Raw genomic sequence first — 14,373 nt, 5'->3', positions numbered from 1 at the left:
GTTGACTGACCGCAAGGTCCCTGCTTCGCTGATTTACGAAGAAATAAACGGTGTGCCCTACTACTATCGGGGCTACCGGGCCGTACTGTCGCGTCAAAAAACCACAGAAGAAGTTATGGGCGCCAGTGCCTTACAGTCGGCGATTGTGTCTTTGCTGATACATGTTTTGTACAAATACCTGCCGTTCGACGAATACCTGATTGCAACGAATGAACCGGGGCTTCATCTGGCACCGGGCAATAACCTTTCCAACGATATTGCAGTATTCGACCAGGCCAGTTTGCCAACGCCCTTAGATGATAAATATTTTTCAGTGCCGCCCCGCCTTGTTATTGAAGTTGATGTAAAAATTGATCTTCCGAACAATGTCAGCGAAACCGAATATGTATACGATAAAACGCAAAAACTGCTCGATTTTGGCGCGCAGAAAGTGATCTGGATATTGACCAAAACCCGCCGAACCCTCATTGCACAACCTAACGAGCGCTGGATACTAACCAACTGGGACGATGCTGTTGAGATACTGCCGGGTTGTGCGTTTGAATTGAACCTCTTACTGCGGTCGAAGGGGGTAATCGTGTAAAAACAGATTGAGCTACATTATGACAGCTTTTATTGTCATAGGAATAATAAGTTTTCCACCGAAATAGACAATACATCCAGCTTGTTCGCTGTCATCAGGGCAGTCAATCAGTGTATCAATCCTGATAATCAGATTCTGTTTGTAATGGTCTGATGGCCATTGTTTGCTTGCTTCTTTAGCTCGATGTGCTAGGCCCTAAGCGCCCCTTCGGCGTCTGGGTGTTTCTCCCAGAACGCCTTTAGGGTGCTAACCGAAATGATGTGCATGGCCATTGGCCAACCTACGCCAGTTTCTTATACTTGATGCGGGTTGGTGTGGCTTCGGTACCGAGTCGCTTCCGCCGGTTTTCTTCGTATTCCGAGAAATTACCCTCAAACCAGTATACCTGCGAGTCGCCCTCGAAGGCCAGAATATGGGTGGCAATCCGGTCCAGGAACCAGCGGTCGTGGCTGATGACCACGGCGCAGCCGGCAAAGTTTTCGAGGCCTTCTTCCAGCGCCCGCAACGTGTTGACGTCGAGGTCGTTGGTTGGCTCATCGAGCAGCAGTAGGTTCGCGCCTTCTTTCAGAATCATGGCCAGGTGAACGCGGTTTCGTTCGCCACCCGACAGGGTACCAATCTTCTTTTCCTGATCGGCGCCGGCAAAGTTGAAGCGGCTCACGTAAGCGCGGGCGTTGCTTTGTTTACCACCCAGCATAATCCATTCGTTCCCACCCGAAATGGTTTCATAAACGGTCTTATTGGGGTCGAGGCCGTCATGCTCCTGATCAACGTAGGCTACTTTCACGGTTTCGCCCACATCGAAACTGCCGGCATCGGGTTTTTCGCGGCCCGTGATGAGTTTGAACAGGGTGGTTTTACCCGCGCCGTTGGGCCCAATGATACCGACAATACCGCCCTGGGGAAGCCGGAAGCCGAGGTGTTCGAACAGCAGCCGGTCGCCGTAGGCTTTGGCTACCTCTTCGGCCTCGATCACTTTAGCGCCCAGTCGCGGACCCGATGGAATAAAGATTTCGAGCCGTTCTTCTTTCTGGCGGTTGTCTTCATCCAGCAGTCGCTCGTAAGCGCCGAGTCGTGCTTTCGACTTGGCCTGTCGCGCTTTGGGGGCCATGCGTACCCATTCCAGTTCGCGTTGCAGCGTTTTTTGCCGTTTTGACTCCGACTTTTCTTCTTTGGCTAACCGCTGTTGTTTCTGATCGAGCCACGACGAATAGTTACCTTTCCAGGGGATGCCTTCGCCCCGGTCGAGCTCCAGAATCCAGCCGGCTACGTTATCAAGAAAATACCGGTCGTGGGTTACGGCAATAACCGTTCCTTTATACTGACGCAGGTGTTCTTCGAGCCAGAGTACCGACTCGGCGTCGAGGTGGTTGGTCGGCTCGTCGAGCAGCAGCACGTCGGGCTGTTGCAGCAGCAGGCGGCAAAGCGCTACCCGCCGTTTTTCACCACCCGACAGGTTGTCGATCAGCGCATCGGGCGGGGGGCAGCGCAGGGCGTCCATGGCCCGTTCGAGCCGCTGGTCCAGTTCCCAGGCTTCGTGGTGGTCCAGTTTTTCCTGAACTTCGGCCTGGCGGGCCATCAACACATCGAAGTCGGCATCCGGGTCGCCGAAGGCTTCGTTGATTTCGTCGAACTCTTTGAGCAGGTTTACGACTTCCTGAACGCCTTCCTGAACGACCTCCAATACGGTCTTGCCGGGGGTGAATTTGGGCTCCTGTTCGAGCATGCCAACCGAGTAGCCGGGCGAGAAAACAACCTCGCCGGTATAGCTCTTATCGATGCCCGCAATGATGCGCAGCAAGGTGGATTTACCCGATCCGTTTAGCCCCAAAACACCGATTTTAGCGCCGTAAAAAAAGGAAAGGTATATGTTCTTTAGGATTTGTCGGTTGGGCGGAATATTTTTACTCACGCCCGCCATAGAGAATATTATGGTTTCCTGACTCATTAATTTCTAATAGATTTGTGGTTGGCAATTACTCTCAAAATTAACCCACAGCGCAGCCTTAACCAAGCATAGGAATGGAAAACGCTTCACTGGTAGATGAATACGGTTACGTCAAAGACGGAAAGGTATTTTTAAAAGGCTACCTGAATTACGAAGACCGCCAGATCGGCGAAGTCAAACGAACCGAGCAGGAAGCGCTCGATTATTTCAAGAATCGCTTCATCATTGCCGAGAACAAAGTCAGTCAGTTAGAGAAAGACATTGAAGAGGCTCAGAACAAAGGGTCGTACCTGACTAAACTGGTTCAGCTTCGAAAAAAACTGATCAATTTCGATGCGCTCGGCGATTTTCCGCCCCTGCTCGACCGACTCGACGCGCAGGAGGAGATTCTGAACGGATTGATTACGGTTAATCAGCTCAAAAACCTGGAGATTAAACGGGCGCTGATTGCCGAAGCTGAAGCCATCGTCGACAGCACCGACTGGCGCCCAACGGCCGATGCCCTGCAGGAAATAAAAACCAAATGGATCAAAACCGGTCCGGTCGACAAAGCCGTCGATGCCGATATCGAGGCCCAGTTTCAGGCACTGCTCGATGGGTTCTTCACGCGTCGGCGCGAGTTCTTCAACGAACAGAACAAGATCATTCAGGAGCGGCTCGATAAGTATGACGAGCTGATCCGGCTGGCGTTCCGGGCCAACCGCCTGGGCGATCTGGATGCGGCTTTCCAGGAAGTACGACGGCTCAACAATGCCTGGAAACAGGTAGGAGAAGTGCCGATCAAGAAGAGCGGAAAGCTGTACAAGCAGTTCAAGAAGGCAACAACCATGTTCTACGCGAAGTACAACGACGCGAAGGGCATTGTGATTGAGAAGAAGATCGACCCGCGCATCGAGGCTCAGATGAAAATGGCCGACGAAGCCGAAAAGCTGTCGAAGCAGAGCGATATTTTTGCCGCTGCCGAGCGGGCCAAGGTGCTCCTCAACAGCTGGAAAGAAATTCGGGTGCCGTTCAAGATGCAGGATAAAGTACTGAACGAACGCTTCCGGGCGGCCTGCGACAAAATCTTCGAGCTGAGCTACCTGGGGCGCGTGCTGGCCCGCAAGTACCCGGCTTTTGAACTCAAGAGCCAGGCCGAACAGATCCGGACCAAGATTCGGGAGATGGAATACCTGATCAAACGCGAAAAAAGCGATCTGCAATTCGCGCTTCAGGATGCCGATGGGCTCGACCCGAATAACGACGCCGACAAGCAGGTACTTAACAAGATCAATACCCAGAAACGCAAGATTGCCATGAAGGAGACCATTCTGAAGGAGTTTCAGAAGCAACTGGAATCCGTCGGTTATTGATTGCTGACAAGTGTTTGAATGAAACGTGCCCCGCCATCTGACGGGGCACGTTTCGTTTAGACGCTTTGTTGTAAGGGTATGGAAACGACATTGAATCAATCCGACACTACGCTGACCGACGCCGAGTTTCGGGCGTTGATCCCGCTCAACAAATTTGTTCGGCTCGACTATTTCACCGACCTCCGCGAATTTATCCGCACCGATGCCATGACCAAAGCTATCGTGTCGATCGATGGTAACGATCACCTCGAACTGGCTACCGGCGAGCAAATTCCGCTCGATCGCGTTATCCGCATCGACGGCCATCTTTCGCCCAGATACCCGGGCTACGACGATTACTCGTGTAGTTGTTAAGAGCCCCCATATGTGATAGGTTGCTCCGCGCGTTGCCCCGGTATGAATGCCGGGGCTATTCATTGGTGGTTTGGAGTAGGTTTTACAGAGAGGGTTGGCGTTGCCCTGGCATGAATGCCGGGGCTATTCATTGGTGGTGTTGGGCAGATTTCTACATGGGGTTAGGTTCATGATTAGCGCCGGCATTCATGCCGGTGTGTTCTTTCCGGGGGTTACCCGGCATTTATGCCGGGTGATCATTCCCAACCCGGTCATTATTCCCCCATAAAAAATCCCCGACATCGATGCCGGGGATGGTATGTAGTCGTTTGGAACAGCGGCTATTTAATTGATCACATCAAAACCGCAATACGGTACCAGCGCCTGCGGAATCCGAATGCCGTCGGGAGTCTGGTTGTTCTCCAGAATCGAAGCCAGAATACGGGGTAGGGCCAGCGCCGACCCGTTCAGGGTATGCATCAGCTGCATCTTGCCATCCAGCCTGGAGCGAAGCTTGAGCCGGTTAGCCTGGTAGGTTTCGAAGTTAGAGACCGAACTGACCTCCAGCCACCGTTGTTGAGCCGCCGACCACACTTCCATATCATACGTGAGCGCCGAGGTAAAGCCCATATCGCCCCCGCAGAGCCGGAGAACGCGGTAGGGCAGTTCGAGCTTTTGAAGCAGCGACTGTACGTGCAGGCTCATCTCTTCCAGAGCGGCATACGACTGGTCGGGCCGTTCGATCCGGACAATTTCTACTTTATCGAACTGGTGCAAGCGGTTCAGGCCCCGCACGTGAGCGCCCCACGACCCCGCTTCGCGCCGGAAACAGGGCGTATACCCTACGTTCCGAACCGGCAGCTGGCTTTCGGGCAGAATAACATCGCGGTAGAGGTTGGTGATCGGCACTTCGGCCGTCGGAATCAGATACAGCTTATCTTCGGTAACGTAATACATCTGCCCCTCCTTATCGGGGAGCTGACCCGTACCGAAGCCCGAGTCTTCATTAACCACAATGGGGGGCTGTACTTCTACGTAGCCCGCTTTCAACGCTTCGTCGAGGAAGAAGTTAATCAGCGCCCGCTGAATACGGGCGCCTTTGCCCTTGTATACCGGGAAACCCGCTCCGGCAATCTTGACGCCCAGCTCGAAGTCAATGATGTCGTACTTTTTGATCAGGTCCCAGTGGGGTTGCGCATCGGCAGGAAGATCGGGTTTGTTGCCGTGTTCGAGCACGACCTCGTTATCGTCGGGAGTGCGGCCTTCGGGAACGCTGCTGTGGGGAATATTAGGAATGGTAACCAGCACCTCCTCTAGCTGCTGTTCGGTCGTGCGCAAAACCTCTTCCAGGTCTTTCGAACGCACTTTCAGTTCGGCGGTTTCGGCTTTGGCCGCGTCGGCAGCCGCTTTGTCGCCCGTTTTCATGAGCGCCCCGATTTCTTTGGCTTTGGCGTTCGACCGGGCCAGCGTATCGTCGAGATCGCGCTGGGTATCCCGCCGTTTCTGATCCAGGCTCAGCACCTGCTCAATGATGGCGTCGGCATTGGCAAAGTGACGTTTGCGCAGGCCGGCCAGGGTCAGGTCCTTGTTTTCGCGGATGAAGGTGAGTTGAAGCATTGGTTCGTGTTGGTCTGGTGCAAACCCAGCCGATCTTTCAGCGACCGGTTGAGTTTTTATAGTATCGTGGGTCAGTACGTACCCTCAATCAATCGTTGGGCGACTGGTTTGGGGGTAACTATACTGAAAATAACCCTTCGTTGAGGGCGTTGAGGGCCTGGGCTTTGTAGCGGCCATGCACCAGCAGCGATAGATTGCTTTCGGTGCCGCCATAGGAGATCATCCGGATAGGAATGTTCTGCATCGCGTTGAACACCCGAACCGCTACGCCTTCGTTGTCGGCGCTGAAGTTACCGACAATGCAGATGATAGTCTGGTCGTAATCAGGTTCTTCCAGCTCGCAGAAGGTGCTCAGCTCGGCCTTGATCTCATCAATCCGATCCGTATTATCGATCGTCACCGATACCGACACTTCGGAAGTCGCCAGCATGTCGACGGGCGTTTTGTACTTCTCGAAGATCTCGAAAATCCGGCGCAGGAAGCCGTAGGCGTTGAGCATACGGGTCGAGTGGATGTACAGCGCCGTGATACCATCTTTGGCCGCGATAGCTTTGAAGACCTGCTGCTGAGCCGCCCCGTCGGTCCGGTCGGCAATAAGGGTACCGGGGGCCGCCGGGTCCATGGTGTTCTTCAGCCGAACCGGAACGCCAAACATCCGGGCTGGCGTAATGGTAGACGGGTGCAGGATTTTAGCCCCGAAATAGGCCAGCTCGGCGGCTTCGTCGAAGGTCAGTTCCCGAACCGGGAAGGTGTTCCTGACGATACGCGGATCGTTGTTGTGCATCCCGTCGATGTCGGTCCAGATCTGGATTTCTTCGGCACGGATGGCCCCCCCAATCAGCGACGCGGTATAGTCGGAGCCCCCGCGTTTGAGGTTATCGACTTCGCCCCGTGGGTTTCGGCAGATGAACCCCTGCGTAACGATGATCTGCTTGTCGGCATGAGCGGGCAGCATATCGGCCAGGCGCTGCTCGGTATACTGAATTTCGGGCTCGTTGTCGGCGTCGATCCGCATGAATTCGAGGGCGGGCAGTAAGGTCGAGGCTACGCCTTCTTCGTTCAGATAAGCCTGAAACAGCTGCGTACTCAACAGCTCTCCTTCGGCCACCAGCTCTTTTTCCTGCTTCAGCGTGAACGGTTTGATGCGGGTCAGCGACCGGATAAACGAGAACTCCGTCTCGATCACCTGCTGCCCGGCTGCCCGGCCGGCTTCGGTCTTGTACAACTCGCCCACAAACGCATCGTAATGCCGTTTGAGCGCGTCAATCTGGGTGTTGGCTTCGGTATCGTTGTTCGCCTTGAGCGATTCGCCGATGGCCAGCAGGGCGTTGGTAGAACCGGACAGAGCCGACAGAACGACGATTTTACGGGTATCGTCGGCGGTGATCAGGTGGCGGATCGATTGCATACGGTCGGGCTTTCCCACCGACGTTCCGCCAAATTTCCAGACGTGCATTTGCTTATTCAGGGATTAGTGAATTAGTGATTGAGTGGAGTTACGGCTAAATTTTCAGACAGGGCAATCGCGCAACTACTTAACCATGAATCGCTCAATTAAAACTTGGTATACACTTGCTTTTGGAGGCCGAGCATTTTGATGGCGGTGATGGCGGCTTCGTCGCCTTTGTTACCGTGTTTACCACCCGCCCGGTCGAGGGCCTGCTGCTGATCGTTAGGCGTCAGTACACCAAAGATGACCGGCTTGCTCGTTTTCAGGCTCACGGTGGTAAGGCCCTGGGCAACGGCGTGGTTGATGTAGTCGTTGTGTTTGGTTTCGCCCTGAATGACGCAGCCCAGGGCAATAACGGCATCGATATCGTCGCGCAGGGCGAACCACTGCGCGCCCAGCGTCAGTTCGTAGCTACCGGGCACGTTGCCGCGTACAATGTTTTCGGCTTTGGCGCCGTACTGGAGCAGCGTTTGGTAGGCCCCTTTGTAGAGGGCTTCGGTCACCTCGGTGTTCCACTCGGCCACCAGGATAGCAAACCGCCGGTGGCTTACATCCGGCAGTTCAGAAGTGGCGAAAACGCTCAGGTTTTTATCGGCTGAAGACATGGGTCATGTGGCCCGGCAGGCCACGGCTGAATGAGAATCGGATGAAGAAATAGGGGCTAATAAAAAAGGGACAAACCCGATTCGGCTTTGTCCCTGGCAGTATTGATTGATTCAGATACGCTTACGACTCGCCGACCGCTGCTTCGAGCACGGATTTATACTTCTTGGCACTAACGGCCTCGGCAGACTGCGCGTACTTGTCAATAATTTCGTTGTATACCTCGATGGCTTTATCGTTCTGCTTGGCCTGCTCGTGAGCAACAGCCAGTTTCAACAGATAACCCGCCGTGAAGAATTTGTTCGGCTTGTAGTCGGCGGCTTTCCGGTAATGATCGGCGGCCTCGTCATAGCTTTTCTTCTCCATGTAGGCGTCGCCAATGAGGGCATAAGCGCGGGCCTGAACCAGCAGGTCAGACGAACTGAACTCGTTCAGCCGTTCGATAGCCGCGTCATATTTGCCTTGCTTCAGAAGAGCCACACCGGCGTAGAAGCTAGCCAGATCACCAGCTTTGGTAGAGCCATAGTTGTCAGCAACGGCCAGCAGGCCCGGCGTTTTACCATCGCCATTGAGGGCTTTGTTCAGCGAATCGGCTTCAAACTGGTAGACCGAGGGGAACAGTTCAACCTGGGCGGTTTCGTCCTGGCTGCTCTGGTAGTACCGATAGCCGAAGAAACCGACAATCAAGGCAACGATCACCCCAACCACGCCCAGCACGATCGTACGATTCTGCTGAACGAAGTCGCCCACTTCCTCTAATTTGCCTTCTAATGCGTCCGGGTCTTCTAAAAAGTCCAATCCGGGATTCTTTTTGCTCATGCTTTTGCAATTTGGATTGCAAAATTAGAAGTAATTGTGGTTACGGAAAAGGATAATGCTCAAAAGTTTACGAATTCAGGGCTACCTGATCGGCCGTGTCGCGTACGCTCATGATTTCAGACGACCGAACGGGCCGAATCTGATGCGGTAACAAGGTCTCTACAGCCACAGATTCACCGGTTAAGGTTACAAATTCAACCTCGAATGCTTTGCTTTCGCCGTAAACCGTTACAATTGTACCTATGTCACCCGCTTTCAGTCGCTTACCAGGTATATCTTCTTGTAAAACGATCAAATCAAACTCAGTCATATCAATACAGGCATGGTTCTGAGAGTGAAACGATAGATATGGCCGCTTGTTTTATAGAAATAGTGCTAACTTTGCCAGTGCTAATCTTCTAAGGGGTGCCCCAAAACAACGGGCTGAGATTATACCCATTGAACCTGCGCAGGTAATGCTGCGAAGGGATGGTAACACCAGGCTGGCTAGTCGGGCCTGATTTCAACTTTATACATACAACCTCAATACAGGTAGGTTCGGCCCCTTTGCCTATCGTCGCTTTTTCGCTATGAAAAAACAGACGACCTCCTATCTCACCACTACCCTCGCGGCCCTGTTGTGGCTGGTCAGCCTGCCCGCCTGGGCTCAGTATTCTATTTCCGGTACAGTCAGCGATGCGGAGGGTGGACCGCTGCCCGGTGCGGCTCTGACCATCGAAGGAACCTATACCGGCACGTTTGCCGATGCGTCGGGGGCCTTCCGGCTCACCAATCTCAAACCCGGCCCGGCCACCCTACGGATTTCGCTGCTGGGCTACGAAACCCAGACCCAGGCACTGGACCTCAGCCAGAACGCTACCGTAACGGTCGCGCTCCGGAAAGCAGCCATCGCCGTCGACGAGGTCGTGGTCAGCGCTACCCGGGCCAATCAGAAATCGGCCATCGCCTATACGGACGTGACGCGCCGGGAGCTGAACAAACTCAACCTGGGGCAGGATATTCCGCAGCTGCTCAACTTTACGCCATCCATTGTTACGACTTCCGATGCGGGCGCGGGCGTTGGGTATACGGGTATCCGGATACGCGGTTCCGATGCAACGCGGGTAAACGTGACGCTCAACGGCATACCGTATAACGACGCCGAATCGCAGGGTACTTTCTTCGTCAACATGCCCGATTTTGCCTCGTCGGTGAGTAGCATCCAGATCCAGCGCGGGGTCGGTACGTCGACCAACGGGGCGGGGGCGTTTGGGGCGTCGGTGAACATCCAGACCAATTCGCTCGAGAAAAACCCGTATGCCGAGACCAATATCTCGGGCGGCTCGTTCGGTACGCGAAAAGTGAACGTACTGGCCGGAACCGGCCTGCTCAAGTCGGGCGCGATCCCGGGCCACTTTGTACTCGATGCCCGGCTGTCGCGCATCTACTCGGACGGGTATGTGGATCGGGCGTTTTCGGATCTGCGCTCGTTTTATCTGTCGGGCGGGTATTACGCGAAGAAAAGCTTTGTTCGGCTGAACGTGTTCTCGGGTCAGGAACAGACCTACCAGTCGTGGGGCGGGGTGCCCGAGAGTCTGCTCAAGACAAACCGGACCTATAATCCCTACACCTACGATAACGAAACCGACAACTACCAGCAGGATAACTACCAGCTCATCAGCTCGCACGAGCTGAACCGCAACTGGCGCGCCAACCTGTCGTTTTTCTACACAAAAGGACGCGGCTACTACGAACAGTACCGCGATGGCGAAGACTTCAGCGACTACGGGCTGCCCAACGTGGTTATCGGCGACTCGACCATCACAAAAACCGACTTCATTCGCCGGCGCTGGCTCGACAACGACTTCTACGGCACGGTTTTCTCGCTCGACTATAACAGTTTCGGGAAGCTGACAGCCAACATCGGTGGCGGCTGGAACCAGTATGAAGGCAAACACTTCGGCGAAATCATCTGGGCCCGCGTGGCCGGGGCTACCAACATCCGGGATCGGTATTACGATAACGACGCTACCAAAAACGATTTTAACCTCTATGCAAAAGCGTTTTATCAGGTCAGCAACCGGCTCAACGGTTTCCTCGACATGCAGGTTCGTACGGTATCGTACTCGTTCCTGGGCTTCAACAACCAGCTGAAAAACGTACAGCAGGACGACCGCCTGACGTTCTTCAACCCCAAAGGCGGACTGACCTACACGATCAACGACCGGAGCACGCTGTACGCATCGGTGGGCGTGGGCCATCGCGAACCCAACCGCGACGACTACACCCAGTCAACGCCCGCCAGCCGCCCCCGCGCCGAACGGCTGATCGATTACGAAGCGGGGTACAAATGGCAAGCGCAGCGGCTGGCGTTTACGGCCAATGCCTACTACATGAACTACCGCGACCAGCTGGTGCTGTCGGGGCAGCTGAACGATGTGGGTGCCTACAACCGGGTCAACATACCGGTAAGCTACCGCGCCGGTATTGAGCTGGAAGCCGGTACGCAACTGGCCAAAACCCTGCGCTGGAACGTGAATGCTACCTTCAGCCGCAACCGGGTGAAAGGCTTTACCGAATACCTCGACAACTACGACACGGGCGAACAGGTCGCCAACCGCTACGGCGAAACCGACATTTCGTTCTCGCCCGCTGTGATTGCCGGCTCGCAGCTGCTATTCACGCCCGCCAAACGGCTGGAGCTGAGTCTGCTGTCGAAATACGTCGGGAAGCAGTATCTGGACAACACCTCGACCGAGAGCCGGAGTCTGAACCCGTACTTCACGAACGACATCCGGTTCATCTATACCCTGAAGCCGAAGTTTGCCCAGGAAATTGCGTTTACGCTGCTGCTCAACAACGTGCTCAACGAGCTGTATGAGTCGAACGGCTATACCTACGCCTACGTATCGGAAGGGCGCGTAGTAGCCGAAAACGGGTACTATCCGCAGGCTGGGCGTAATTTCTTGGCAGGTATTCGGGTCCGTTTCTAGCGGATTAGCAAGCGCCGGTACGTAGCTGGCTGGCCCGCCGGATGAACCGCAATCTGGTACACGCCGGCGGGCCAGTCGCCCACCGGAATCAGGTAATCGTTCGGACCGCTCACGACGCGAACGGGTCGGGTGTAGGTTCGGCGGCCCAGCAGGTCTACCACGTCGATCTGGGCTGTTCCGGACTTCAGCGCTACGTACCGGACCGTAACCTGCTCGCGGGCGGGCGATGGGAAAACGGTCAGTGCCCCGTCAGTTTCGGGCTGGCTGGCGGTTACGATGGGGGCGCTGAAGAGAAAGGGTTTGCCGATCACAGCCCTGTCGAACTGGGCCGAACTCCACATTAGCCTGGCGTTGGCCACTCCTTCGTTTTCGAGGTAGTCCATGCGAATGTCGTACTGCTGCCCCGCCATCAGCTCAATCTGACCCGTCCATTCGGTATTGGGCTGAACGTCCCACTTGTCGATCAGTAGTTTGTTATTCACCCAGAGCCGTACGCCATCGTCGGTTTCGGTATGAAAAGTATAGGTGCCGGTTAGCGGAGCCAGTACTTTGCCCATCCAGCGAACGGTAAAGTTGTTGTTCCCGAGCGTGGGCGAGACCGGATTGTCGCCCCAGTCGAAATCGACCTTATCGTCGATGCGTACGAAGGCAGGTGTGCCCGTCACGTCGGTACTGTTGCGGAAGTATTCGCCCCGCAGCCCGTTTCCGCCCGGTACGGCCAGCGCCTGGTAGTTCATGGTAATTCTGGAGTTGCCATCGGGAACCTCGTACGAAACCGCCGTGGCCGACTGCCCGGTACTCCAGCCCGTGAACCGGAAAAACCCGGTCGGGGTAGCCCGGTACGGTCTGGTATCCAGACTACGGAGCGTACCCACTACAGCCTCAAAGGCGTAGCCCGATTCATGGGGCGACCCATCCAGATAAAACGGGACGGCGCTCAGGCTGCTGGCAATGGTAACGGTAGCCAGTTCGGGTTTCACATCGACCGATGTTTCACTGGTCAGGCCAGATACGTCCGTCACGCGCAGGTGGATACGATACCAGACATCGGTAGAGGTTTCGCCCACGCGGGGTACGCGGTAAATGCCATTGGAAGGGCCGGTTACGGGATCGAGCGCGGGGTGAATGTGGTCTTCATGGTGGAAGTTGATCCACCAGGTCAGTTTCGCGTTGCCAAGAGGCTGCTGGCTGGCCGTCAGCGCACTGCCCGCAAAGGCAATCACATCGCCTGCCTTGTACGTGGAGTTGGTGGTGGGGGTCCGGATCTGAGCGACGGGCCGCTGCCCCTGAACGACCCGTAACGACATCTGCTCCGATGTGTCGGTGCCCAGTCCGTTGGTAACTATGCAGTGAAACGTAGCGCCATCGTCGGCCAGCATAGCACTGGAAATGGTGTATTTCTCCTGCGTAGCACCGGGCAGGAGCTTGCCGTTGCGGTACCACTGATAGGCGAGAGGCTTCTGCCCAACGGCACCGACCTCAAACGTGACCGCTTCGCCAACGGCCACGAAGGCGTTGGCCGACTGGCGGGTGATGTAAGGCAGGCCCGAGTCGAAAAACGAAATTTTGTGCAGCGTGCCATTGCCCGTCGCGGTGTTGTCCTGCTGCGTACCTCCGCCGATGCCGGCCCGGGCCAGGTAGTACAGATAGCCGTCGGGACTGGTTGCCAGCGCGATGGGTCGGTCAATGCCGGTGGTAAATGTACCGATCAGCCGGCCTGTTTCGGGGTCGAGGGTCTGGATCGAGCCCGCGCAGTAATCGGCGAAGAAGATCCGGCTGCGGTACTCGGCCGGAAACCGGATCGTGGGCGGATTATATACCGTCACCCCGGTTACCGCGCAGGCTGGATCATGACCGTAGGCATAGAGCGGATCGCTATAGTTGGCAGGGGCTTCCTGATTGGTCCGGCGCCCTTCGACCAGGGGCCAGCCATAGTTGCGTCCTGCTCTGATGTCGTTAATTTCTTCAAACGCATCGCCACCCACATCGCCCACGATAATTCGCCCCGATACCGGATCGATATCCATCGAAAACGGATTCCGTAAGCCGAGGGCATAAATGGCCCGATAAGAGCCGGTTGTCTGGCCCACGAACGGGTTGTCGGCCGGTATGCTGCCGTCGTCGTTCAGCCGGATCACCTTGCCCAGCAGGCTGCTCATACTTTGGGCCATGGGTGCGTTGGAGCCTTCGCCGGTGGCTACATACAGTTTCCGGTCGGGGCCAAACCGCAGTACGCCCGCGTTGTGGATGGTGCCGGCCAGCTTGTCGAACTCGAGCAGTATGGTTTCGCTTTTCGGATCGGCCCCGGCCCCGTTGGCCCGGAACCGACTCAGCCGATTCCGATCCTGGTCTTTTACCGTGTAATAGACGTAGATAAACGGCGTTCGCGGAAAGTCGGGATGAAAGCACAGGCCCGACAGGCCGCGCTCGTTGGTGATGTCGACGTTGGGAATGGTAATATACGGATCGGGAGCCAGCGCATCGGCAATGACTTCCCGAATCCGGCCGTCTTTTTCAACCACGAACAGCCGCCCGTCGGGCGAAAAGGTGAGCGTCGTTGGGTTCAGGTTACGACCGATCTGCCGTTGAACAAAGCCAGTTGGTAGCTGGGCTGACGCCGGTGTGAAAGCAACGCAGGCCAGAATGAGTACAAGTAGACGGAGTAGCATCAAATGAACGAATCATAATCAGGCATC

General features: G+C 55.5%; 11 protein-coding genes and 1 riboswitch. Of the genes, 4 read left to right on the top strand and 7 right to left on the bottom strand.

The window, feature by feature from the left end; genetic code table 11:
- Position 1: 1 nt before the first annotated feature.
- The gene (locus B1C80_RS17175; RefSeq protein ID WP_236648816.1) at positions 2-583 is read left to right on the top strand and encodes a Uma2 family endonuclease; all 582 of its coding nucleotides are present in this window, start codon (positions 2-4) and stop codon (positions 581-583) included.
- A gap of 280 nt (positions 584-863) precedes the next feature.
- Here the strand turns inward: B1C80_RS17175 and ettA are convergent, their stop codons facing one another.
- Entirely contained in the window at positions 864-2,531 is a 1,668-nt protein-coding gene (gene ettA, locus B1C80_RS17165) for an energy-dependent translational throttle protein EttA (protein ID WP_077922411.1), read from the bottom strand.
- A 74-nt stretch (positions 2,532-2,605) separates the two neighbouring features.
- Here ettA and B1C80_RS17160 point away from each other — a divergent pair, with 74 nt between their 5' ends.
- A complete protein-coding gene (locus B1C80_RS17160) occupies positions 2,606-3,883 on the top strand; it encodes a DUF349 domain-containing protein (protein WP_077922410.1) in 1,278 nt (425 codons plus the stop codon).
- Positions 3,884-3,961: 78 nt separating this feature from the next.
- Positions 3,962-4,237, top strand: a complete 276-nt coding sequence (locus tag B1C80_RS17155) for a hypothetical protein (RefSeq protein WP_077922409.1) — start codon at positions 3,962-3,964, stop codon at positions 4,235-4,237.
- Between the two features lie 324 nt (positions 4,238-4,561).
- Here B1C80_RS17155 and serS read toward each other — a convergent pair whose 3' ends face one another.
- The 5 genes from serS to B1C80_RS28885 form a co-directional block, all read right to left on the bottom strand.
- Positions 4,562-5,833 carry a serine--tRNA ligase gene (serS, locus tag B1C80_RS17150; protein ID WP_077922408.1) on the bottom strand — a complete coding sequence of 424 codons (1,272 nt, stop codon included), beginning with the start codon at positions 5,831-5,833 and terminating at the stop codon, positions 4,562-4,564.
- Positions 5,834-5,951: 118 nt separating this feature from the next.
- Positions 5,952-7,289: an aspartate kinase gene (locus tag B1C80_RS17145; RefSeq protein ID WP_077922407.1), complete on the bottom strand. Its 1,338-nt coding sequence runs from the start codon at positions 7,287-7,289 to the stop codon at positions 5,952-5,954.
- A 98-nt stretch (positions 7,290-7,387) separates the two neighbouring features.
- A complete protein-coding gene (ribH, locus tag B1C80_RS17140) occupies positions 7,388-7,888 on the bottom strand; it encodes a 6,7-dimethyl-8-ribityllumazine synthase (RefSeq protein ID WP_077922406.1) in 501 nt (166 codons plus the stop codon).
- Positions 7,889-8,009: 121 nt separating this feature from the next.
- Complete coding sequence (locus B1C80_RS17135) at positions 8,010-8,705, bottom strand: tetratricopeptide repeat protein (protein ID WP_077922405.1); 696 nt, start codon at positions 8,703-8,705, stop codon at positions 8,010-8,012.
- Between the two features lie 67 nt (positions 8,706-8,772).
- The gene (locus B1C80_RS28885; RefSeq protein ID WP_077922404.1) at positions 8,773-9,015 is read right to left on the bottom strand and encodes a DUF4926 domain-containing protein; all 243 of its coding nucleotides are present in this window, start codon (positions 9,013-9,015) and stop codon (positions 8,773-8,775) included.
- A gap of 81 nt (positions 9,016-9,096) precedes the next feature.
- A riboswitch (TPP riboswitch) is annotated at positions 9,097-9,191 on the top strand.
- Between the two features lie 83 nt (positions 9,192-9,274).
- Here B1C80_RS28885 and B1C80_RS17125 point away from each other — a divergent pair.
- Positions 9,275-11,677: a TonB-dependent receptor gene (locus B1C80_RS17125; protein ID WP_077922403.1), complete on the top strand. Its 2,403-nt coding sequence runs from the start codon at positions 9,275-9,277 to the stop codon at positions 11,675-11,677.
- On the opposite strand, the gene B1C80_RS17120 is transcribed toward B1C80_RS17125, so the two are convergent.
- The gene (locus B1C80_RS17120; protein WP_077922402.1) at positions 11,674-14,346 is read right to left on the bottom strand and encodes a PQQ-dependent sugar dehydrogenase; all 2,673 of its coding nucleotides are present in this window, start codon (positions 14,344-14,346) and stop codon (positions 11,674-11,676) included. The two genes, B1C80_RS17125 and B1C80_RS17120, sit on opposite strands and share 4 nt — an antisense overlap.
- Between the last annotated feature and the right edge of the window lie 27 nt (positions 14,347-14,373).

This window comes from Spirosoma sp. 209, from assembly GCF_002006735.1.
Taxonomy (GTDB): Bacteria; Bacteroidota; Bacteroidia; order Cytophagales; family Spirosomataceae; genus Spirosoma; species Spirosoma sordidisoli.
Note: the sequence above shows the minus strand (reverse complement) of the source record. Positions and strands in the feature narration are given on the sequence as shown.

Excerpts from the sequence above, each read along its gene's own strand:
- B1C80_RS17120 (WP_077922402.1), bottom strand. The coding sequence starts at position 14,346 with ATGCTACTCCGTCTACTTGTACTCATTCTGGCCTGCGTTGCTTTCACA.
- B1C80_RS28885 (WP_077922404.1), bottom strand. The coding sequence starts at position 9,015 with ATGACTGAGTTTGATTTGATCGTTTTACAAGAAGATATACCTGGTAAG.
- serS (WP_077922408.1), bottom strand. The coding sequence starts at position 5,833 with ATGCTTCAACTCACCTTCATCCGCGAAAACAAGGACCTGACCCTGGCC.
- ettA (WP_077922411.1), bottom strand. The coding sequence starts at position 2,531 with ATGAGTCAGGAAACCATAATATTCTCTATGGCGGGCGTGAGTAAAAAT.
- B1C80_RS17125 (WP_077922403.1), top strand. The coding sequence starts at position 9,275 with ATGAAAAAACAGACGACCTCCTATCTCACCACTACCCTCGCGGCCCTG.
- B1C80_RS17155 (WP_077922409.1), top strand. The coding sequence starts at position 3,962 with ATGGAAACGACATTGAATCAATCCGACACTACGCTGACCGACGCCGAG.
- B1C80_RS17145 (WP_077922407.1), bottom strand. The coding sequence starts at position 7,289 with ATGCACGTCTGGAAATTTGGCGGAACGTCGGTGGGAAAGCCCGACCGT.
- ribH (WP_077922406.1), bottom strand. The coding sequence starts at position 7,888 with ATGTCTTCAGCCGATAAAAACCTGAGCGTTTTCGCCACTTCTGAACTG.
- B1C80_RS17160 (WP_077922410.1), top strand. The coding sequence starts at position 2,606 with ATGGAAAACGCTTCACTGGTAGATGAATACGGTTACGTCAAAGACGGA.
- B1C80_RS17135 (WP_077922405.1), bottom strand. The coding sequence starts at position 8,705 with ATGAGCAAAAAGAATCCCGGATTGGACTTTTTAGAAGACCCGGACGCA.